The sequence below is a fragment of the Bradyrhizobium sp. BWA-3-5 genome, from assembly GCF_032917985.1.
GTDB lineage: Bacteria > Pseudomonadota > Alphaproteobacteria > Rhizobiales > Xanthobacteraceae > Bradyrhizobium.
On sequence record NZ_CP136626.1, the window covers coordinates 436,878 to 458,603 of the forward strand.

Here is a 21,726-nt window from a genome sequence, read left to right on the forward strand (position 1 = left end):
GGAATCCCGGAGGTCCCATGCGCTTCTTTTTCAATGTTCAGGACAAGCTCAAAATCGAGGACGAAGTGGGCCGCGAGTTCTCACTCCCTTCGGAAGCTGTCGCCTTCGCAAAACACCTTGCCGCTGATATCCGCTGCCTCGAAACCGCCGTCAGACCCGCACTGGCGATCGAGGTGGTTGCCGAGAGTGCCGAGCGCATTCATCGAGAGCCGGTTTTCGCCTGATCTCGTGTCCCGTACGCAAGCGGCCTGAGCGCCGGCCGGACCCTTTCTACTTTGCATGGGGTTGTTTTCAATATTTTGTATCCGGCACCACAGGATACCGCATCTGCATCATGCCGGAAAATATTTGGAACCGACGCTTCTAGCCCGCCGCCTCGCAAACCACTTCACTCCCGCCCCGCTCGGTGATCTCCGCGATCTTGCCGTCGACGATATGGATGCGGCGGTCGGCGCGGGCGGCAAGGGCGGGATCGTGGGTTACCACGATCACGGTCTGGCCGCTGTCGGCGATATCGCGGAGAATCGAAAACACCTGCTCGGTCGACTTGGTATCGAGCGCGCCGGTCGGCTCGTCCGCCACGATGATTTCGGGGCGGTTGGCGAGCGCGCGGGCGATAGCGACGCGCTGGCGCTGGCCGCCGGAGAGCTGGTTGGGACGCTTGTTGGCGTGCTCGGCGAGCCCCAGCGAGCCCAGGAGAGAAAGCCCGCGCTCGTGCATTTCCTTTTCGCTCATCTTGCCGGCGGCGCGCATCGGCAGCAGCACATTGTCGAGCGAGGTGAACTCCGGCAGCAGGAAGTGAAACTGGAACACAAAGCCGCACTTGGTGAGGCGAACATCGGCCCGGTCCGATTCCGACAACTTCGAAGTCGGCTGACCGCAAATGATGACTTCGCCTTCGTTGGGCGCATCGAGCAGGCCCAGGAGATAGAGCAGCGATGATTTGCCCGACCCCGACGGTCCGGTGATTGCGACGAACTCTCCCTTCTTCACCGCCAGGTCGATACCGTTGACGAGGGTGTGCGAAACCGTGCCCTCGATGCGGCGGACCAGATCCACCGCCTGCAATGCAACCTCGCTCATGACGCCCCCCTGATGATTTCAACCGGGTGTACCCGCGTCGCCTTGCGCGCCGGGAAGTAGGCCGCGCCTGCGCAGCAAAGCAGCGATATGCCGCCAACGACCACATAGTGCGTCGCCGAATAGTAGATCGACAGCGGAACGGTTGTGCCCGTCAGCGGATTGAAGATCGTGATCTTCGACCAGCCGTAGCAGAGCAGGTAACCGAGAATCCATCCGAACAAAATGCCGACCATGCCGATGATGGCGGCTTCGATGATGAAGATCCGCCGCACCGCGTATTCGCGCATACCCAGCGACTTCATGATCGCGATGTCCGAGCGCTTCTCATGCGTGATCGTCGAGATGATGTTATAGGTGGCAAAGGACGACGTCAGCAGCATCGCGCCCATCACGGTGAGCACGATGAAATCGCGCACGGTGAAGGACGACAGCAAATCGGCATTGGCTTCCTGCCAGGACACCGCCTTGTAGCCGGTCTGCGCTTCGACCTGGGTCGCAACCTTTTGTGCCAGCATCGGATCGGTGAGCCGCAGCCGCAACTGGTTCACGACCCCGCTCTGTCCCATCATGACCTGCGCTGGCCCGATCAGCGAATAGATCTGGCTCTCGTCGACGCGCTTCATGCCGGAGCGGAACACCCCCGCCACCGACGCATTCAGCTGCATGCCCTGGCCGCCGACCATGAGCACCGTGCTGCCGGTCTTCACGCCGAGCTTTTCGGCAAGCGCTTCGCCGAGCAGCACGCCGTTCGGCACGCGGGAGAGGTCGTCGATTCTTCCCTCGCGCATCTGCGAGGCGAGCTTGGAGACATGAATCTCTCGGCGGGGATCGATGCCGGTCAGCGTGATGCCGATGCGCGCGCCGCCGTGATCGATGATAGCTGTGGTCTTCACCGAAGGCGCAACGTCTCCCGGAATCCAGGAGCGCAGCGAGCTCATCACCGATTCCGGATATTTGATGCCGGGACGCTTGCCGACATTGGCGATGTCGGCCATCTGGACCGCGCCATATTCCTGCTCGGCGGGCTGCGTCGGCACCGAGCGTCGCTCATCCTCGACCGTGATATGCGGCATGGTGTCGACGAGTTGCCGCAGGAAATCGATCTGCGAACCCTGCATCAGGCCCGCCATCATGATGGTGAAGCCGACGCCCATGGCGACGCCGGCCATGCCGACGAGGGTCTGCCGCACCCTCGTGCTGACATGGGTCCATGCGATGTTGAATATGAGCTTCACGGCGGCTACCGGCTGTTGCTAATGAGGTTGCGACGCGCATCGTTGACGACGGAATCGATGTGGGCGGTAATCGCGGCCGAAATCACGGCGTCGTCGGGATCCGAGGAAGCCGGAGTGGCTGCGGCGACCACGGCGGCCTCGGGCGTTGCGGCCACAGGCTGGTCGGCCGGCTCGCTTGCGGCCGGCGGCTCCAACGTCCGCGTCATGCTGCTATCGATGCGAATCCTGGCGCCGTCGGCAAGGTCGATCCGGGCGGGCGAAAGCACCGGCGTTCCCTTGGATACATCGCCAATGATCTCGACATTGCGGTTGCCACGGATGCCGAGCTTGACCGGCACGCGCTTGATCCGGCCGTCGTCGACGATCTGGACCACATCGCCCGTGATCGCCTCGGCCGGCACCACGACCGCAGCCTGCTTCTCGCGGAAAATGATGTTGACTTCGACCGACATGCCGATCCGCAGCGGCGTGTCCTGCGGCAGCCGCAGATAGACGCGGAAGGTCTTGCGGGTCGGATCGCCCTTGGGCGTGATCTGAGCGACGTTGGCGCGCAGCGCCCTGCCGGGAAACGCCTCACTGCGCAGAAACGCCTTCTGGCCGGACGCGATGCGGTTGATCTCTTCTTCATTGATCTCGGCAACGACCTGCATCGGGGCGGGCGGTCCGACCGTGAACAGGACATCGGTGGGACCGGCGATCTCGCCGACCTCGCCGTCGCGCCGCAGCACCATGCCATCGAGCGGTGCTCGCAGCACCAGCGAGTCGAGCCGCACCTTCTGCGCCGCGATCCGCGATTTGGCATCCTCAAGCTTGGTCCAGCGCTGCTCATATTCGGTACGCGCGGCGTCGTTCTTGTCGCGGTCCTTTTCGGCGCGCGCCAGATCGCGTTCGAGCTGGCCGCGGTTGATTTCCATCTGCTCCAGCGCGCTGCGCTCCTCGGCGTCGTCCTGGCGACCGAGGATCTGGCCGGACTTGACCACCTGTCCTTCGCATCGGCACAGCTCGACCAGGCGGCGGCGCTGCAGCGGCACCACCTTGGCCCAGCGCTCGGGCTCGACAGTGCCCGTTCCGTAGACGGCTTCCGAAACCGGCGCGAGGCTCGCGATGCTGGTGGTCACCAGCGGCGGATAAAGGACATTGGAATAGCCGTAGTAGCCGGCCCCTGCGGCTGCGATAGCCAGAACGCCGGTCGTGAGGAGATGCGGAAGTTTCATGACGTGCCCCGTTGCTCAGAAGCCAAATCGCTTGCGCAGGCCCGACGGAACCTGATCCATCAGATCGCGAACGTCGTCTCTCTTTGTGCTCTTCGCCGCCGGCGCCGCCGCGACCTTGGGAGTTGTCGGCACTGCCGTGACGCTGGATTGCGCCGGTTGCGCGACCACCGGTGCCGGTGCTGCGACCGGTGCTGCGGCGGGTGCCGGCTGCGCAGCCACAGGGGCGGGCGGGGGCGGCGGCGCGGCCGGCGCAGGTTGATCCGGCGCGCTGTCGATGGACCGTTCGATATTGGAAGCCTTGGCCCCGGTGGCGGGGCGGGAGGCGCGCCAGGCCCTTGCCGCGACCACGGCCTGGCCGATCTCGTCGCTCGTCATCTTCTTCATCAACGACGACATCAACTGCCGCGCACCGTCGCGGTACTCGTCGACCTTGCTCGCCGAGGCGACGATGTGGGCCCAGCGATAGGCCTTCACATTGTCCTTCGTGATGCCGCGCCCGCTGGCGTAAAGGCCGGCAACGATCAGCATGGCGTGGGGATGTCCCTGGTCGGCCGCGCGCATGAACCAGCGAAAGGCTTCGGCGTCGCTGCGCGGCCGGCCGACGCCTGCGGAATGCAGCGCACCCAGATAGAATTGAGCATCGTCATCGCCCGCCTGCGCCGACTGCTCGTAGCGATTGGCCATTTCACGATCGGATGCGGGGCTGGCCGCGGCGGCGCTGATATCACTGAGCACGGCAAGGCAGGCGATCACGACGGCGGCCTGCTTCATGGCCTGCGCAATCGCGTATCGCGGCTGCGATGATCGGTTGGAGATCGAGGTGGTCGATCGGAAATTTGGGATGCGCCACATGGTCCACGCTTTCAGCTTTGTTCTGTGATGCCGGAAAGGGCGTCGGGCGGCGGATGCGGGAAGTCTCTCCACAGCGCCTCTCGTGAACAGGACCTTACCCCATCTTCGCGCCGACAAATGTGCGGCCCATCACATATCCGGCGCGCGGCGGCCGGAACCCCTTGAAGCCTAAGCAGATACCTTCAACGACGGCGGTGGCGGCCCCGGCCGAATTCAGTCACTGTCGCGCCAGTGCCGGAAGGATGTGATAGCGGCCGATTTCGTGGGAAAATTCGCCGCGGTTGGCCAGCAGAAGCAGTCCGATCCTTCGCGCCGGAACCAGCCCCACATAGGCTGAAGCGTTATCGAGGCCGCCCGGCTTGTCGACGATGGCAACTTCGCCAAGGTCGACATCTTCCCAGGCCATCGCCTGCCCGAACGTGTGGTCGACGTGGAACGCCTCGGCTTGCGTCATGCGCAGCGCCTCGCGCAACTGCGGATCGGCGACGTTGCCGTCGATGCAGGCCGCCATGAAGGTGGCAAGGTCGCGCGCGGTGGAGAACATCTGCCCTGTGCCGGGAAAATCGAAATAGCCCTGCTGGTTTCCGGGAGGGCCGATCGGTGTGCCGTGCTCGGAGTAGCCCTGGACGGCTTTCTGCAATAGCTCGGGTGGCATGATCGCGCGGTTATCCTGCCCGCGTTCCGGGATCAGCGTCGAATGCATGCCGAGCGGCGTCAGGATGCGGCTTTCGACAAGTTGCGCGATCGGAACGCCATAGCGACGTTCGAGGGCAAGCTGGAGCAGGACGTAACCCGCATGGGTATAGATGCGCTGCCTGCCGGGCGCTTCGCGGTTCGGCGGCGTCCAGGCATTCAGCATCTCGAAGAATTCGTCCCGGGAGTATGAGGCATTTGGCCACGGCGGATGATCGGTCGGCAGCAGGAGACCGGATGTGTGGGTCGCGAGCTCGCCGATGGTGACCCGGCTGATGTAGTCGCCGTGCAATTCGGTGACGTATTTGCCGACCGGGTCGTCCATCCTCAGTTCGCCACGGAGCACGCCCAGCGCAACCAGCGTGGCCTCGAACACTTTTCGTACCGAAGCAACATTGAACAGCGTGTCCGATGTCACCGGCCGCTTCTGCGCCTCGTCAGCAAATCCAAAATTGAAAAATTGTAGCCGACCAGCGACGTAAGCAGCAGCTGCCAGGCCGCCCGGATGATCGGCCGTCAACGGCGCGAGGTTTTCCGTTACGATCTCTCTGACATGCGCGTCCATCTCCGGATCCGCCAGAATGGCTCGCGCCCAGCCGAACACAAACAAGAGCGAGAGGAATAGACCCGCGCTGGCGCGGCAAAGCCACAATCTCATTGAACCCGCCGCCATTCGATTCTGTATGTGGGGACCGCCGGACTCGGACATAACCCAGCGATCGGAAGGTGCTCATCGGATTCACGCGAATAACAAGCTAGAAAACCGCAATGCTCTGGCCCAATCACTTCAAGGGACAAGCCGAGCACGATTGTTTGATGAGGCGGGAACGCGCGGGTCGCCGAGAGCCCTGGCGAAGGCTGGGCCGGTCCGGGTTCTGTCGCAGTGGGGATTTGGAGGGGGAGCAGAAGAAGCTCAGCTGCGCCAAGCGCAGTGTTGTGCACCGGAGGCGGCGGCTTCGCGCGCAGGATTTGCTCGCGTCCTAGCGTATGGATGAATGCGCCCGGGCCGTCGCGGCCCGGGCGAATGGCCTTGTCCGCAATCAGTAGACGTCGCAGACGTTGACCCGGCCGTACGGGGTCCACTTCCAGCAGCTGTTGTAGACGAAGAACGGGCGATAGTGGCCGAAGAAATGGCCGTGGTGATGCCCGAAGCCATGTCCGAAACCATGTCCGAAGCCGTGGCCGAAGCCATGTTCGAAGCCGCCGTGGCCATGACCATGGCCGCCGGCGAAAGCCTGGCCCGGGATCGTCAGGGAAGCCGCGGCAAGCGCGAGAGCGCCGACAGCGGCAGGGATGATCTTCTTGATGCTAATCATGGAGGTCTCCTTGGTCTGCAGCGCGGGGATCGCTCTGCCTTGCTGCAACCCTAGAGACACCGATTGCGCTATGATGTGACGGACGTCACGCTGGCCAGCGCAGGCCGGATCGCTTGTCCTGATGCGGTGGTTGCGGGACGAGGTTACGCTTGGACGCGATATCTGAGGTCATCATCATGCCCGTCGGCGAACTCTTCATCCTCGGTTTCTTCGGCAAGGTCGTTCCCGATTGGCTGAAGGCGTTTGCCGCGCGCTATGGTCTCGGCGGCGTGATCCTGTTCGACTATTCCTGCCGGACGCTTGAATACGACAACAACATCGATTCTCCGGAGCAGGTGCAACGCCTCTGCGCGGAGATCTCGGCGCTGCCCTCCGCGCCGATGGTGTTCATCGACCAGGAGGGCGGGCTGGTGCGGCGGCTAAAGGAAGGCCGCGGCTTTGCGCCGCTGCCGAGTGCAAAGGAGTTCAATCTTCTCGCACTGGAGGAGAAGCGCGCAATTCTCACCGCGAGTTTTGCCGAGATGCGGCAACTCGGCATCCACTATGATTTCGCGCCGGTCATCGATGTCGATTACAATCCCGACAACCCGAACATCGGCAGGATCAAGCGTTCCTATTCCGCGGACATCGCCGAGGTGGAAGCCAATGCGCAATTGGTGGGTGAAGTCGCGCAGGCGCAGCGCATCGGCCTTTGCCTGAAGCATTTTCCCGGCATCGGCGGCGCCGTCGTCGATTCGCACCAGGAATTCATGGATATTTCCGATGCGCTGCGAGATGAGCAGGAGGAGCTGTTCTATTCGCTCGCGCCAAGGATGTTCGGCAATGCGGTGCTGGTCAGCCACGCCATCGTCAGGCAATGGGACGAACGCCCGATGACGCTGTCTGCGTCCGGGCTCGGCCGTTTGCGCCGGCGCCTTCCGGATACCTTGCTGATCACCGATGACATGCAGATGCAGGGCCTGCAGAAGGCGCTCGGCACGCGCGAAGCTTGCCTGCAATCGCTGAAGGCGGGCATCGACATGATTTGCATCGGCAACAACCTGCTCGATCAGGAACAGGAAATGGCTGGGACGGCCGGATACTTCCTGGAAAACCTGCGCGATGGAAATCTGTCCGGTTCGGCGGTCGAGCAATCCATCGCGCGGGTAGGGAAGCGCAAGGCGCTGCTTGCGGCCTGACGCCTACTGCTGCTGCGCCTTCTCGTGCGCGGCGACGCCGATCGCCTTGTAGTCATAGGTCGGATAGAACTCGGTGCGGTAGCTGCCCCAGGCGGTGTTCTCGAGAATGCGATTGACTTCGCGCAGCCGCGAGGCCGGCAGACGCAGCGTCACCACCTGTCCGATTCCCATCATCACGTACCAGCTTACGACTTCGACGCCGTCCGGCGGAAACGCCTTGTAGTAGCCCTGGCGCTGAAGCTGCGCATTGAGTTCGCTCAGAGGACGCGACTGGTCGTGCTTCAGGAACACCGTCAGCGTCACGGCGTTGTCGGCCGTCGGCGCTGCGTTTTCCGCCGGCGCGGTTTGCGCGGCTGCGCCGGAGCTGAGCGCCAGCACGCCGGCCAGCACCGCCATCGTCATCCATGATCCCTTTGCTTGCGACATCGCCGTCTCCTTTTTGGATTCGTTGCGGGATGGTTTACGCCGTGATCATTGCGGCGCCGTTCGACGCTGTAAATCGGAATCGGCGATGTGGCGTGACGTCGCGCGTCTTCGCCGGCCGGTTGTGAAGCCATTCACACGTGGGAGCCTCGGCCTGCGCTAGTCAGCAAGGGAGCGCGACCGCCTCAGCCGGCGAGCATCGAACCGATGACAACGCGGCGAATGGCCTTTTGGTGGTTCAGATTTGTCGTCTCGGGGCGCTTTCTCGAAAAGTTTCTCAGGCTGCGCCGCCCCTGATCGATTGCCGCAACGACAGCCAATCCGGGTTTTGCCCCGTGAGCCGAACGGCCTGGCGCGGACCTCCCCCGGCCCACGCCGCGTGCCGGCGGGATGGCGGAGGGTTGCCGGAAGGATCGACGCGGGTCGGTTGAGATCCATTAACAAAGTAAATGGAAGTACCGTGAAAGTACGAGGGTAACGGGCTACAGTATTTACCTTTGCGACGCGCTTTTCGATCAAAAACGGTCATTTTTGACTTGTTTGCGGGCGTTTTTAGTCCATTTCCGTCGACCGACGTGGCGAGCCGCGCAACTTCTCCGTATTCTTACTGGTTGGGAAATTAACCATGAAAGAGGATGCAGCCGATAAAATAGTTATATGTCAGGACAAGATCAAAGAGCCGCTGATTCGCACTTCGCCAAGTGGATGGAAAGCATCACGCCTCTCGAAGAGAATTCGGAGATCGTCCAACTGTCCGCCGCGCGCTCGCGTGCCGCGGAAGAGGCGAGCGCTGCGATCGCACGGCAGTTGAACGGCCCGCTGACGGCGCTCCTGCTCTACATGAACGAGATCAAGCAGCACAGCCATCAGTTTGCGCAGGCGCCAGGCAACCGCCTCTATCTGCAGCAGGTGGTCGAGAATGCGCTTCAGCAAACTGAACGTGTCTGCGCATTGGTGAAGCAGATGTCGGATCGCAATCCGGCGTTCGGTTCGGACGGTGCCCGCAGGCCGGCAGGCGAGGGCCAGTCCGGCCGCGCCGCGGACGGTGCCCGCAGGCCGGGCATGACGCTTAATCCGGAGTCGCAGAAACCGCTTACCAAGCGCGAGCGCGAGGTGCTGAGCCTGATCAGCGAGGGCTGCTCCAACAAGCAGGGTGCCTTGCGGATGAATATTAGTCCGAGGACCTTCGAGAGCCACCGGGCCGAGGCCATGCGCAAGCTTGGCGCGCGCAACACCGCCGATCTGGTCCGCAAGGCGCTGCTGCAGCCCGCCTGATTTCTTCCCAAGCGATACCGGCGATGCAATGGCATGGGCATGCGGCATGACGCCGTCGATGTGCCGGGCGCGCGGAGAGCGAACGCGCTTCGCGTTCGCCCGCGCCGAGGTTCAGCAGAAATCTTCCATGAAGGAGCGCGCCCGCGGCACCGGACGCATCGAAAGCGCTGGCTTGGGCTCTTCCGGAATGATCGTAATGGTCCACGCGGCCGGAATGCTCGATTTGTTTTCCACGATCGATCGAACGTGACCGGTGACCGTCGATTCCGCCGAACGCGCGGTTGCAGTTCTGCCATTGAACTGGGCGATACGAAAACGCCGCACTTCTTTCGGATCGCTCGTTTCAAACGTGAACATGAGGGCACTCCTTGGTCCACGCAACTATCGTCAGTCAATGTTATCCGGAAGTGAAAATCTCAAACCGTAGAAGTACGGCCAAGCCGCATCTGTCGTGCGGAGCGAGCCGATCGCCCTGGGAAAAGAACACTCGTGAGGTTCGCTGCGCGCGTTTCGTTGCATCGGTGCGGACGAGCGAGGACGAATGCGCGCGATCATTGAAGGCGGTGGCGCCCGCGATGCGCGATTAACCGACTGCGTCGGGAAACACCGCTTCCATCTTGGTCTTCAGTGTTGCGGCGTTGAACGGCTTAACGATGTAGTTGTTGACGCCGGCCTTCTTCGCGGCGATCACGTTTTCGGTCTTGGATTCGGCCGTGATCATGATGAAAGGGGTCTTGGAGAATTCGGGGCTGGCGCGGACTTCCTTGAGCAGGTCGTAGCCGGTCATCGGCTCCATGTTCCAGTCGGAAATCACGAGGCCGTATCGCTTGGTCTGCATTTTGGCAAGCGCGGCCGAGCCGTCGCTTGCTTCGTCGACGTTCTCGAAGCCAAGCTGCTTGAGAAGGTTGCGGATGATGCGGATCATGGTGCTGTAGTCATCGACCACCAGGATCGGCATCGACAGGTCAAAAGCCATGTTCTTACTCCGCGCGAACTGCAAAATGGCCGAACCAGGGTGAATGCGCGCGAAAGAGTCTCGACCGCTTCTTCTCGAACCCGCACCCGTCAGCACTGCCGACCACTATCAGGGCTCGTTGAACAGCGCGTTAATTCGCGGCCGGCCGAATCGGCGTTTGGTCGTAGTATTACGGTAGTGGGTGCGGGCGTGGCGCAATCCTCGCGCGCAATGATCGCGCAATGCGTATCACAGATCGGGCCTTCGCATCGATTGCGGTGAGCGATCAGGCGGCCGCGCAGGGGATGCGCGGGTGCAGCAGCCGCGTGTATTGCGCCTTGACCGTGGCATAGCACTCGCAGGACGTCTTGATCAGGCCGTCCACGTTGGTGATTTCGATGTGGCCGCGACTGTAGTGGATGAAGTCTGCCTGTTGCAGCGTGTTGGCGACCAGCGAAACGCTGTTGCGGCGCGCGCCGATCATCTGGGCCATCGCCTCCTGGGTCAGGACGACCTTGTCGCTGCCGGAAAGGTCGCGCGTGTGCAGCAGGCATCGCGCCAGGCGGGACTCGACCGTGTGCGAGGCATTGCAGCCGGCGGTCTGCTGGATCTGCGCATAGACGGCAAGGCCGTGCCGCACCAGGGCGGTGCGCAACGTCGGGCTCTGGTCCGCGGCATTGCGAAGCTGGTCGAGATCGATCGTCGAAGCCACGCCCGGCACCATCACCACGGCGGTGTTGAGCGCGACCACGTCGCCAAGCGCGGAGAATGCACCGAAGATGCTGTCGCGGCCGATCATCGCGATCTGAACGTGCTCGCCGCGCGCGAGCTTGACGACCAGCGAGATGACGCCCTTGTGCGGCAGATAGGCGCGTTTGAGCGTCTCGTCGACTTCGACCAGCACCATTTCCTGGCCGAGATCGGCGACGCGCAGATGCGGACGAAGCAGTTCGAAGTCGTCCGCGGACAGCGAGGACAAGAATCCATTCGGAGAACGAGGGGCTGAATCCAAAGCAGCCTCCTGCCTTACGGGCTAAGCCGATCTCAGGTGTGTGGTGCCTGAAGCATACAATCCGAAATGTAGGATGACCCTTGCACATTTTATTGGCAAGAAAAATTGGCAAAATGGACGCACAAGACCAATGCCCCTTCCGGGCTTTCGCGCAACGAAACCGCGCTGCGCCGCTGGTCCGTCTATCCGAGGATTGTCCGGGCTGAAGCCTTGCGGTCGCGCGAGCCGTGCAAAACGGGCGCGGTCCCGGCGGTGTCGATGGTAGCCGTGCGGCTGCGACGACAATTGCACCGTCCGCCGCCCGTTGCGTTCTCGCGCGTTGCCCACCTGAAAACGGATCATCGCCGATGCGGACGCCGTGATGGGCAAGATGATCTGTTGCACGCGGCCCGGTGCCGGCAGGTCGCGCGGCTCCGCAAGCCGACATTTTTAGATGCGCCCGCAATGCCGCGGGCGCCGGCGAATCTACTCCCGTCGATCGGAGACGCAATTTCCATTCGCGTTGACGGCGCGAGTTCGAACGGTTGCATCAATGATAGGCCAAGTGAAAATTCCCGGCCGCCTTCGGCAGGTTGTGGAACCTGCCTGATACCCTGTGGAGGCAGACAGGTCGACCCATTTGCAGCGGAAGTGCCCCTATTGCACTGATTCGCAAGGTGAAATCGTCACGGGAACGGGGCCGCGGTTCCCCCATGCATGGAAGCGTTCGACCCGCAAGGAGGGAGTCATGCGTCGCATCTTGGTGGTCGATGACGCCCCGATGGTCTGCACGGCCATTGAGATCTATCTCGAGCGCCACGGTTTTGAGGTGACGTTAGCCGATGGCGGCGAGGCCGTGCTCCGGGCACTGGAGGATTCCTGTTTCGACCTGATGCTCGTCGATATCTTCATGCCGCATATGCGCGGCTTCGAACGATCAGGATATTCCATGAGCGCGCGCCGGCCATTCCGCTGGTGGCGATGTCGGGATACGCCTTCGCCAATCTCGATTCGCCGGCGCCGGATTTTCTGCGCATGGCGCTCGAGCTTGGTGCCGCGCGTTGCCTGCGCAAGCCGTTCACGCCAGGGGCGCTGCTCGCGGTCGTTAACGAGTGTCTTGCCGAAGCGCGCTCTCGCCTCAGTGGTGCGGTCCAGTCGAGCTAGCGACACGTTGCCTGCTGCCGGCGTTCGGTGATTCGGCGGCGCGACATGCAGCCATTATTATCGACCGGTCGCCTGGCATCCCTCCGCGCGGCCATGCAATTGGCACCGGCGCCGCCGATAACACTCTATTTACCATAAATTGAATTGGCGATGCCTTTTGGCACCGTTCGTCCCCGTACGAACCAGCGCGTTAACCTCCGGGTAGCGGTGGCGGACCAGTGTGGCAGCATCGCCCAAAGAAGTTTGTGGCGTTGCGTCAATCGTGTTCATCCAGAAGGGTATGAGTTATGTCCGGTATTGTTCTCTCCGCTTCGGTTCGCCAGAACCTCCTCTCGCTGCAGTCGACCGCGGATCTGCTCGCCACCACGCAGAACCGCCTTGCCACCGGCAAGAAGGTCAACACGGCCCTCGATAACCCCACCAACTTCTTCACCGCGCAGTCGCTCGATTCGCGCGCCGGTGACATCAACAATCTGCTCGACGGCATCGGCAACGGCGTGCAGGTGCTGCAGGCCGCCAACACCGGCATCACCTCGCTGCAGAAGCTGGTCGACACTGCAAAATCGATTGCCAACCAGGCGCTGCAGAGCGCGGTCGGCTACTCCACCAAGTCGAACGTGTCAGCGACGATCACCGGCGCCACGGCGACCGACCTGCGCGGCACCACGACGTATACATCTGCCACCGCGACTTCAAACGTGCTGTTCTCCGGCGCGGCCGGTGGCACGACTGCGGCAACGTCTACGACCAAAATCGGCGGTATTGTCGGCACGCTGGCCGGCACAACGGTCAACGACAACCAGAGCACTCCGGCCGCGATCACCGGCGCCACCAAGCTCAACAACGTCGGCGCAGGCGGCGCCGGGACCTCGGGCGTCGGCACGGCGACCGTTGCAGACGGCGACAGCTTCACCGTCAACGGCCACACGATCACGTTCAAGGCCGGCGCGGCTCCGGCAGCAGCCAGCGCGCCAGCAGGCTATGGCATTGACAGCGGCGGTACCGGCAGTGTCGCGACCGACGGCAACGGCAACTCGATCATTTACATCGGCGCCAGCATCACGGCTTCGACGGCTACCGTCGGCGACGTTCTGAGGGCGATCGATCTCGCCAGCGGCGTGTCGACGGCCACGATCAGCGCCGGCGTTGCAACGCTCGCGACCGACGCCAGCCAGACGGCTTCGTCTGTCAACGGTTCGGGCCAGCTCCAGGTCAAGACCTCGACCGGTGGCGACCTCAGCATCAGCGGCAAGGCCGATTTCCTCAAGGCCTTGGGTCTAACCGCCTCGCTCGGTTCGGGTGTCACCACAGTGACGGCCAGCCGCTCCACCAGCTCTGCTACCCTCGGTACCCTGATCCAGGACGGCTCCACGCTGAATGTGAACGGCAAGACGATCACCTTCAAGAATGCCCTTGCCCCTGCGGCTTCGGCCACCCACACGGGCGTCAGCGGCAATATCGAAACCGATGGTAGCGGCAACTCGACGGTCTATCTCCAGAAGGCCGACGTTAGCGACGTGCTGAATGCAATTGACCTTGCTACCGGCGTCCAGACGGCAACGCTTGCGGCCGGCGGTGCAACGTTCGCAGCCGCCACCGGTCAGACGAAGTCCTCGATCAACTCGAGCGGCGCGCTGAAGATCTCCACCGGCGTGAATACTGATCTGTCCATCATCGGAACCGGTAACGCGCTCTCCACGCTCGGCCTCACCGGCAACACCGGAACCGGTACCAGCTTCACCGCGGGTCGTACCGCTGCGGCCGGCAGCCTCTCCGGCAAGACCTTGACCTTCACCTCCTTCAACGGTGGCACGGCGGTCAACGTCACGTTCGGCGACGGTTCCAACGGCACCGTGAAGACGCTCGACCAGCTCAATGCCGCGCTGCTGGCCAACAACCTCACCGCGACGGTCGACTCGACCGGCAAGCTGACGATCTCGGCCACCAACGACTACGCTTCGTCGACCCTCGGTTCGGCGACGGCGGGCGGCGCGATTGGCGGCACGCTGACGACGGCGATCACCTTCACCACCCCGTCAGCCCCGGTGGTTGACGCGTCGGCGCAGACCGTTCGCAGCAACCTGGTGAACCAGTTCAACGGCATCCTGGCGCAGATCACCACCACCTCGCAGGACGCATCGTTCAACGGCGTCAACCTGCTCGGCGGCGATCAGCTCAAGCTGACATTCAACGAAACCGGCAAGTCGACGCTGAACATCACCGGTGTGACGTTCAATGCCGCGGGTCTCGGTCTGGCTAACCTCGTCAGTGGCACCGACTTCATCGACAACTCCGCCACCAACAAGGTGATCTCCAACCTCAGCGCCGCCTCGACGCTGTTGCGCACGCAGGCTTCCGCCCTGGGTTCGAACCTCTCGATCGTGCAGATCCGTCAGGACTTCTCGAAGAACCTGATCAACGTGCTGCAGACCGGTTCGTCGAACCTGACGCTGGCCGACACCAACGAGGAAGCGGCGAACAGCCAGGCGCTGTCGACCCGCCAGTCGATCGCAGTGTCCGCGCTGGCGCTGGCCAACCAGAGCCAGCAGAGCGTGCTGCAGCTGCTCCGCTAAGCGGAACGGTATCGTCAACGATCCCGGCGGCGGGGGAAACCCCGCCGCCACCATCGATCCAAAATCCCTGAATATTATCTGGCGGCAGTTCCGCCATGCATTTGCACGAACGATGTTTCGTAAACGCTGTGGGCCTTCACGCTCGCGGGCGTCTTCGAACGGGGGACGATTGTGCCGCTACGTGTTGAACTAAAGCCATTTGAACGGATCGTGATTGGGGAAACCGTTCTCGTTAATTCCGGCACCCGCACGTCGTTTCTGATCGACGGCGACGCGCCGATCCTGCGTGAGCGCGATACCATCAACGCCGAGACGGCCAATACGCCGGCCAAGCGGCTCTATCTCTGCGTCCAGACGATGTACCTGAAGAACGACATCCCGCGTTATCGCATGGCCTATCAGGGCTTTCTGCGCGAATTGCGGGAGGCCAATCCGGGCGCCCGCGTCACGATCGATGCCGCCAACGCCCATGTTGCCGCCGGCGCGCTCTACAAGGCGCTCAAGGAAATCAGGAAACTTGTGAAGCGCGAAGACGAGCTGCTCGTCGCCTGATCTGCGCGACCTGCGCGCGCTCCTTGGCGTCGTCCATGACGCCCGCTTTATGCCGTCACTGGCTATTTTCAAAAAGCTTTATCAAAATCCGCCGATCGATTTCCAATCGCGCGATCGCATCGCTCGAGCGGCGACGCACGAAATTATTCACCATATCCGTATTAGCACGGACGGCGAAATTAACGCTGCCGTGAAATCCGAGTGGTTATTTCTACACTAGACCGGTGTCTGAATTTTCAGAAGGCGTACTCATATGGACGATCTGTTGCGGGAGTTCCTGACGGAGACCAACGAGAGCCTGGACACGGTCGACAATCAGTTGGTTCGCTTCGAGCAGGATCCGAGCGACGCGAAGATTCTGGATAACATCTTCCGCCTGGTCCACACCATCAAGGGTACCTGCGGCTTCCTCGGGTTGCCGCGGCTCGAAGCGCTGGCCCATGCCGGCGAGACCTTGATGGGCAAATTCCGCGACGGCATGCCGGTCAAGGCCGAGGCCGTGACGCTGATCCTGTCCTCGATCGACCGCATCAAGGAAATTCTCGCCGGGCTGGAAGCCACCGAGATCGAGCCCGAGGGCACCGACGAAGATCTGATCGAGCAGCTGCATGCGATGGCCGAGGGCGGCCACCACGCCGCCGCCGAGCCGCCGCCACCGGCCCCGGTGGTCGAGGCGCCGCCCGCGGCGCCCACGATGACCAAGGGCACGCTGGTCGAGCAGGTGCTGGAGCGCCCGTTGCGTCCGGGCGAAGTCTCGCTTGACGACCTCGAACGCGCCTTCCGCGAGACCGAGACCGAAGTCGCGCCGGCGCCCGTCGTCAAGGCCGCCCCTGCGCCGGAAGCCGCCAAGGAAATTGCGAAGGAAAAAGCCAAGCCCGCCAGGCGCGCGCCTGCCGCGGACGCCGACGGCGAGGTCGCCGACAAGATCGCCAACCAGTCGATCCGCGTCAATGTCGACACGCTCGAACACCTGATGACCATGGTCTCCGAGCTGGTCTTGACCCGCAACCAGCTTTTGGAAATCTCCCGCCGCAACGAGGACACCGAGTTCAAGGTGCCGCTGCAGCGGCTCTCCAACGTCACCGCCGAGCTGCAGGAAGGCGTCATGAAGACGCGCATGCAGCCGATCGGCAATGCCTGGCAGAAGCTGCCGCGCATCGTCCGCGACCTCTCCGGCGAACTCGGCAAGCAGATCGAATTGGAGATGCACGGCGCCGACACCGAGCTCGACCGCCAGGTGCTCGACCTGATCAAGGATCCGCTCACCCACATGGTGCGCAACTCCGCCGACCACGGCCTGGAGACCCCGGCCGAGCGGCTGGCCGCCGGCAAGGGCGAGCAGGGCACCATCCGGCTGTCCGCCTATCATGAGGGCGGCCACATCATCATCTGCATCGCCGACAATGGCCGCGGTTTGAACACCGAGCGGATCAAGGCGAAAGCGCTGCAGAACGGTCTCGTCAGCGAGGCCGAGCTGGAGAAGATGACCGAGGCCCAGATCCACAAGTTCATCTTCGCGCCGGGCTTCTCGACCGCGGCGACCGTCACCTCGGTGTCCGGCCGCGGCGTCGGCATGGACGTGGTGCGCACCAATATCGACCAGATCGGCGGCACCATCGACATCAAGAGCGTGGCCGGCGAGGGCTCCAGTGTCACCATCAAGATCCCGCTGACGCTGGCGATCGTCTCGGCCCTGATCGTCGAGGCCGGCGGCGACCGTTTTGCGATCCCGCAATTGTCTGTTGTCGAGCTGGTCCGGGCACGGGCCAACTCCGAGCACCGCATCGAGCGCATCAAGGACACCGCGGTCTTGCGGCTGCGCAACAAGCTCTTGCCGCTGATGCACCTGAAGAAGCTCCTGAAGATCGACGACGGCTCCTCGAGCGATCCCGAGAACGGCTTCATCGTGGTCACCCAAGTGGGCAGCCAGACCTTCGGCATCGTGGTCGACGGCGTGTTCCACACCGAGGAAATCGTCGTCAAGCCGATGTCGACCAAGCTGCGGCACATCGACATGTTCTCCGGCAACACCATTCTGGGCGATGGCGCGGTCATCATGATCATCGATCCCAACGGCATTGCCAAAGCGCTCGGCGCCTCCGGCTCCTCGGCCCATGAGATGGCCGACGAGGCCTCCGCCGCACACGCGGTCGGCGGCGAGCAACTCACCTCGCTGCTGGTGTTCCGCGCCGGCTCGAACCAGCCCAAGGCGGTGCCGCTCGGCCTCGTCACGCGGCTGGAAGAGATCGCCACCGACAAGATCGAGCTCAGTAACGGCCGCTACATGGTGCAGTACCGCGACCAGCTGATGCCGCTGGTGCAGATGAACGGCGTCAGCGTCCAGACCCAGGGCTCGCAGCCGATCCTGGTGTTCGCCGACGACGGCCGCTCGATGGGGCTCGTGGTCGACGAGATCATCGACATCGTCGAGGAGCGGCTGCACATCGAGGTCGCCGGCCAGGCCGACGGCATTCTGGGCTCGGCCGTGATCAAGGGCCAGGCCACCGAAGTGATCGATGTCGGCCACTTCCTGCCGATGGCGTTTGCCGACTGGTTCTCGCGCAAGGAGATGCGGGCGTCCTCGACCGCGCAGTCGGTGCTGCTGGTCGACGACTCAGCCTTCTTCCGCAACATGCTGGCCCCGGTGCTCAAGGCCGCCGGCTACAAGGTGCGGGTTGCCGTCAACGCGCAGGAGGGCCTCGCCGCGCTGCGTTCGAACCAGAGCTTCGACGTCGTGCTGACCGACATCGAGATGCCCGACATGAACGGCTTCGAGTTCGCCGAGACGATCCGCGCCGACAACAATCTGAGCCAGATGCCGATCATCGCCTTGTCCTCGCTGGTGTCGCCGGCGGCGATCGAGCGCGGCCGGCAGGCCGGCTTCCACGACTATGTCGCCAAGTTCGACCGTCCCGGCCTGATCGCGGCGCTGAAGGAACAGACCGCCGAGACGCGGAAAGCGGCGTAAAGCGTGATCCGGAAAAAACGGGAACCGATTTTCCGAACGATCATGTTCAAAACGAAAGAGCGCAAATAGTCATGACACCCAAGATCAAGACCGAGACCATCGAGGGCAACATGGTCGAATACGTCACGGCCGTGATTGGCGGGCAATTGTTCGGCCTGCCGATCTCGCGCGTGCAGGACGTGTTCATGCCCGAGCGGCTGACCCGCGTTCCGCTGTCGTCGGCCGAGATCGCCGGCGTGCTCAATCTGCGCGGCCGCATCGTCACCGTAGTCGACATGCGTGCCCGGCTCAGCCTGCCCAAGAACGACGACGGCAAGCCGCCGATGGCGGTCGGCGTCGACCTGCGCGGCGAGTCCTACGGGCTGCTGATCGACCAGATCGGCGAAGTCTTGCGGCTATCCGAAGCGAGCTGCGAGGAAAACCCCGTCAACCTCGACCCCCGCATGGCCAAGTTCGCTGGCGGCGTGCATCGCCTCGACGGCCAGCTCATGGTCGTGCTCGACGTCGACCGCGTTCTTGAGCTCGCGCCGAAAACCGCCCTCGCAGCCTAGCGCCGTCGGCCTCCATCGCTCGCAGGAAAAGGATCCTGGATATGAAGAAAACGTGTCTCGTTGTCGAAGATTCCAGCATCGTTCGCAAAATGGCGCGCCGCATCCTGGAAGGACTCGGGTTCGATGTCGTCGAAGCCGAGGACGGTGTGGACGCCCTGGTCGTTTGCAAGCGCGCGATGCCGGAGGCAATTCTCCTCGACTGGAATATGCCGGTGATGGACGGCTACCACTTCCTGTGTCACCTGCGCCGCATGCCGGGCGGCGATGAGCCCAAGGTGGTTTTCTGCACCACCGAAAATGGCATCGATCATATCACGCGGGCAATCGACGGCGGCGCCAATGAATACATCATGAAGCCGTTCGACAAGGAGATCATCGCGGCGAAATTCCAGGAAGTCGGCTTGATCGAGCTCGTGGAACCGAGCGTCATTTGAAATTTTTCTGCTTACCATCGAGAGGCGCCCGTGACTCCGCCAGACTATGAGTATCTGCGTAAGATCCTGAAGGATCATTCCGGTCTCGACCTGTCCGCAGACAAGCAGTACCTGATCGAAAGCCGCCTGCTTCCCCTGTCACGCAAGTGCGGCCTGCCGGGCATCGCCGAACTCGTGCAGAAGATGAAAAGCGGGTCGTCATCTATCACCGCGCAGGTGGTCGAGGCCATGACCACCAACGAGACCTTCTTCTTTCGCGACAAGGTGCCGTTCGAGCATTTCCGCGACACGATCGTGCCGGAGATGTTGAAGGCGCGCGCCGCGCGCAGGAGCATCCGGATATGGTGTGCCGCCGGCTCGACAGGGCAGGAGCCGTATTCGCTCGCCATGACGCTCAAGGAGATGGGCGCGGCCCTGGCCGGATGGCGCGTCGAGATCATTGCGACCGATCTGTCGACCGAAGTGCTCGAAAAGTCGAAGTCGGGCGTCTATAGCCAGTTCGAGGTCCAGCGCGGCCTTCCGATTCAGTTGCTCGTCAAATATTTCAAGCAGAACGGCGAATTGTGGCAGATCAATCCGGAGCTGCGAGCCATGGTGCAGCACCGGCAACTGAACCTGCTGCACGATTTCTCCCTGCTCGGCACGTTCGACGTCATCTTTTGCCGCAACGTGCTGATCTATTTCGATCAGGACACCAAGATCAACATCTTCGGCCGCCTCGCCAACGCGATGGAAGGCGACGGCTTCTTGGTGCTGGGTGCGGCGGAAACCGTCGTCGGCCTGACCGACGTGTTCAAGCCGTTCCCGGACAAACGCGGCCTCTATCGGCCGAGCGGCGCGCGTGCGACGTCAGGAGCGGGCGCGGCGATGCCAAGGATTGCAGCGATGGCAGGACGGTGAGCGATGACGGACGAGAGCAAGGGCGCGGAGCGGGTGACGTTCAGCCGGGGCTATGATGTCTGCCTGATGGCGATCGACGGGACCTGGCGGAGGGACTGCCAGCTCAACGCCATCTCGGACACCGACGCTACGCTGACCGTGGAAGGCTCCATTCAGGGCCTCAATCTCAAAGAGTTCTTCCTGCTGCTGTCGTCGACCGGCCTTGCCTATCGCCGCTGCGAACTCGTTCGTGTCAACGGCACGGAAATGGACATTCGCTTTCTGCGCGGCAAGCACGGGAAGAAGAAGTCGGGCGCCTCGTCAAAGGCCGAAGAGGCGATGCACTGAGACCGGCCTATGCTTGGCGGTTCAACGTTCCAGCGCAGCGCAGACCGATTTGCCATGGTGGTGGCATCCGCGTCCGGCTGGCGCTCGCGGGATGCCTGATAGCAGCCAGCGATTGCACCAAGTAGTTAGCGGGGTGACACGTCGTCGAGCATGATGACTTTGGCGGAACTCTCGGGGCTGCCGAGGGATATTTCCCGCGCGAATGCCTGTGCGAGGCCGTCGGCCGTCGCATGCTGCATGAGTGCACTCCTCAGTCACCTTTTAAGAGTGCGTTGCTACTTGTGCGGTAAGCCGTGGTCCCGTACAAATACGGTTCGGTATGGCGTTGAATACCGTTATCCGAGTGTGCGTCACATCCAACCACGCATGGACGATGGAACATGGCTGAAAAAGCCCCCTCCCGCGGGGAGATTTTCGTAGTCGATGACGACCCTGCCGTTCGCGACACGCTTTCGATGGTCCTGTCGGCAGCAGGCTATCAGGTCATCTGTTTCGCCGACGGCGCCGCTTTGCTGGCGATTGCACGAACGCGGACGCCAGCCTGTATCCTGCTCGATGTGCATATTCCCGGTAAGTCCGGTCTCGATATTCTGAGGGAACTTCACGGCGAGGACTACCCTGCGCCGATCTTCATGATCTCGGGGCAGGGCGACATCGCCATGGCGGTCAGCGCCATCAAGAACGGCGCGCTGGATTTCATCGAAAAACCGTTCCGCGGCAGTGAAATCGTGGCCAGGCTCGAAGAGGCGATCGAGGCCTATGCCCGCCGGCAGGCGCAAAACGCGCCGTCGCGCATTACGTCCCTGCACTTTCCGGGACGCGAGCCGCTTACGCGACGCGAACGCGAGGTGCTGGAGCAATTCACTGCGGGGGCTTCCAACAAGGAGGCGGGACGGCATCTCGGGATCAGCCCGCGCACGATCGAGGATCATCGCGCCAATATCATGAAGAAGCTGGGCGCGCGGAATGCTGCCGACCTGGTTCGGATCGTGATGACCACCCAGCGTCAGGGCCAGATCTGATCGCAACTCTGGCCGCAGAT

General features: G+C 62.7%; 21 protein-coding genes and 1 pseudogene. 12 read left to right on the forward strand and 10 right to left on the reverse strand.

What is annotated here, in order from left to right; all coding sequences use genetic code 11:
• Positions 1–17: 17 nt before the first annotated feature.
• Positions 18–224: a DUF6894 family protein gene (locus RX331_RS02120; protein WP_317255022.1), complete on the forward strand. Its 207-nt coding sequence runs from the start codon at positions 18–20 to the stop codon at positions 222–224.
• Positions 225–363: 139 nt separating this feature from the next.
• On the opposite strand, the gene RX331_RS02125 is transcribed toward RX331_RS02120, so the two are convergent.
• The 6 genes from RX331_RS02125 to RX331_RS02150 all read right to left on the reverse strand — a co-directional run bounded on the left by RX331_RS02125 (position 364) and on the right by RX331_RS02150 (position 6,393).
• Positions 364–1,083: an ABC transporter ATP-binding protein gene (locus tag RX331_RS02125; protein ID WP_317255023.1), complete on the reverse strand. Its 720-nt coding sequence runs from the start codon at positions 1,081–1,083 to the stop codon at positions 364–366.
• Positions 1,080–2,318, reverse strand: a complete 1,239-nt coding sequence (locus tag RX331_RS02130; protein WP_317255024.1) for an ABC transporter permease — start codon at positions 2,316–2,318, stop codon at positions 1,080–1,082. The genes RX331_RS02125 and RX331_RS02130 overlap by 4 nt, the downstream gene beginning before the upstream one ends.
• 5 nt (positions 2,319–2,323) lie before the next feature.
• Positions 2,324–3,532, reverse strand: coding sequence for an efflux RND transporter periplasmic adaptor subunit (locus RX331_RS02135; protein WP_317255025.1), 1,209 nt, complete (start codon positions 3,530–3,532; stop codon positions 2,324–2,326).
• Positions 3,533–3,547: 15 nt separating this feature from the next.
• On the reverse strand, positions 3,548–4,384 hold the full coding sequence (locus RX331_RS02140) for a tetratricopeptide repeat protein (protein WP_317255026.1): 837 nt from the start codon (positions 4,382–4,384) through the stop codon (positions 3,548–3,550).
• Positions 4,385–4,601: 217 nt separating this feature from the next.
• Positions 4,602–5,735 carry a serine hydrolase gene (locus RX331_RS02145; protein WP_317255027.1) on the reverse strand — a complete coding sequence of 378 codons (1,134 nt, stop codon included), beginning with the start codon at positions 5,733–5,735 and terminating at the stop codon, positions 4,602–4,604.
• 382 nt (positions 5,736–6,117) lie between these two features.
• Positions 6,118–6,393: a hypothetical protein gene (locus tag RX331_RS02150; protein WP_317255028.1), complete on the reverse strand. Its 276-nt coding sequence runs from the start codon at positions 6,391–6,393 to the stop codon at positions 6,118–6,120.
• A gap of 149 nt (positions 6,394–6,542) precedes the next feature.
• Between RX331_RS02150 and RX331_RS02155 the strand changes: the two genes are divergently transcribed.
• Positions 6,543–7,571, forward strand: coding sequence for a glycoside hydrolase family 3 N-terminal domain-containing protein (locus tag RX331_RS02155; protein ID WP_317255029.1), 1,029 nt, complete (start codon positions 6,543–6,545; stop codon positions 7,569–7,571).
• Between the two features lie 3 nt (positions 7,572–7,574).
• Here the strand turns inward: RX331_RS02155 and RX331_RS02160 are convergent, their stop codons facing one another.
• On the reverse strand, positions 7,575–7,997 hold the full coding sequence (locus RX331_RS02160; RefSeq protein ID WP_317255030.1) for a hypothetical protein: 423 nt from the start codon (positions 7,995–7,997) through the stop codon (positions 7,575–7,577).
• A 702-nt stretch (positions 7,998–8,699) separates the two neighbouring features.
• On the opposite strand from RX331_RS02160, the gene RX331_RS02165 reads away from it, so the two are divergent.
• Complete coding sequence (locus RX331_RS02165) at positions 8,700–9,269, forward strand: response regulator transcription factor (RefSeq protein ID WP_410708088.1); 570 nt, start codon at positions 8,700–8,702, stop codon at positions 9,267–9,269.
• Positions 9,270–9,380: 111 nt separating this feature from the next.
• Here the strand turns inward: RX331_RS02165 and RX331_RS02170 are convergent, their stop codons facing one another.
• The 3 genes from RX331_RS02170 to RX331_RS02180 all read right to left on the reverse strand — a co-directional run bounded on the left by RX331_RS02170 (position 9,381) and on the right by RX331_RS02180 (position 11,203).
• On the reverse strand, positions 9,381–9,626 hold the full coding sequence (locus RX331_RS02170) for a hypothetical protein (RefSeq protein WP_317255032.1): 246 nt from the start codon (positions 9,624–9,626) through the stop codon (positions 9,381–9,383).
• Between the two features lie 226 nt (positions 9,627–9,852).
• Complete coding sequence (locus RX331_RS02175) at positions 9,853–10,245, reverse strand: response regulator (RefSeq protein ID WP_317255033.1); 393 nt, start codon at positions 10,243–10,245, stop codon at positions 9,853–9,855.
• A gap of 265 nt (positions 10,246–10,510) precedes the next feature.
• Positions 10,511–11,203: a Crp/Fnr family transcriptional regulator gene (locus RX331_RS02180; RefSeq protein ID WP_410708089.1), complete on the reverse strand. Its 693-nt coding sequence runs from the start codon at positions 11,201–11,203 to the stop codon at positions 10,511–10,513.
• Between the two features lie 760 nt (positions 11,204–11,963).
• Here RX331_RS02180 and RX331_RS02185 point away from each other — a divergent pair.
• From RX331_RS02185 to RX331_RS02225, 9 genes and pseudogenes are all read left to right on the forward strand, one after another.
• Positions 11,964–12,379 (forward strand): annotated as a pseudogene (locus RX331_RS02185) (response regulator).
• Between the two features lie 287 nt (positions 12,380–12,666).
• The gene (locus RX331_RS02190; RefSeq protein WP_317255035.1) at positions 12,667–14,952 is read left to right on the forward strand and encodes a DUF1522 domain-containing protein; all 2,286 of its coding nucleotides are present in this window, start codon (positions 12,667–12,669) and stop codon (positions 14,950–14,952) included.
• Positions 14,953–15,123: 171 nt separating this feature from the next.
• Positions 15,124–15,504 carry a flagellar biosynthesis repressor FlbT gene (gene flbT / locus RX331_RS02195; RefSeq protein ID WP_317255036.1) on the forward strand — a complete coding sequence of 127 codons (381 nt, stop codon included), beginning with the start codon at positions 15,124–15,126 and terminating at the stop codon, positions 15,502–15,504.
• A 253-nt stretch (positions 15,505–15,757) separates the two neighbouring features.
• Positions 15,758–18,472: a hybrid sensor histidine kinase/response regulator gene (locus RX331_RS02200; protein WP_317255037.1), complete on the forward strand. Its 2,715-nt coding sequence runs from the start codon at positions 15,758–15,760 to the stop codon at positions 18,470–18,472.
• A 71-nt stretch (positions 18,473–18,543) separates the two neighbouring features.
• Positions 18,544–19,023, forward strand: coding sequence for a chemotaxis protein CheW (locus RX331_RS02205; RefSeq protein WP_317255038.1), 480 nt, complete (start codon positions 18,544–18,546; stop codon positions 19,021–19,023).
• A 41-nt stretch (positions 19,024–19,064) separates the two neighbouring features.
• Complete coding sequence (locus tag RX331_RS02210) at positions 19,065–19,457, forward strand: response regulator (protein WP_317255039.1); 393 nt, start codon at positions 19,065–19,067, stop codon at positions 19,455–19,457.
• A 30-nt stretch (positions 19,458–19,487) separates the two neighbouring features.
• Complete coding sequence (locus RX331_RS02215; protein WP_317255040.1) at positions 19,488–20,357, forward strand: protein-glutamate O-methyltransferase CheR; 870 nt, start codon at positions 19,488–19,490, stop codon at positions 20,355–20,357.
• 3 nt (positions 20,358–20,360) lie between these two features.
• Positions 20,361–20,684, forward strand: a complete 324-nt coding sequence (locus tag RX331_RS02220) for a PilZ domain-containing protein (RefSeq protein ID WP_283031592.1) — start codon at positions 20,361–20,363, stop codon at positions 20,682–20,684.
• Positions 20,685–21,064: 380 nt separating this feature from the next.
• A complete protein-coding gene (locus RX331_RS02225) occupies positions 21,065–21,706 on the forward strand; it encodes a response regulator transcription factor (protein ID WP_317255041.1) in 642 nt (213 codons plus the stop codon).
• The last annotated feature ends 20 nt before the right edge of the window (positions 21,707–21,726 follow it).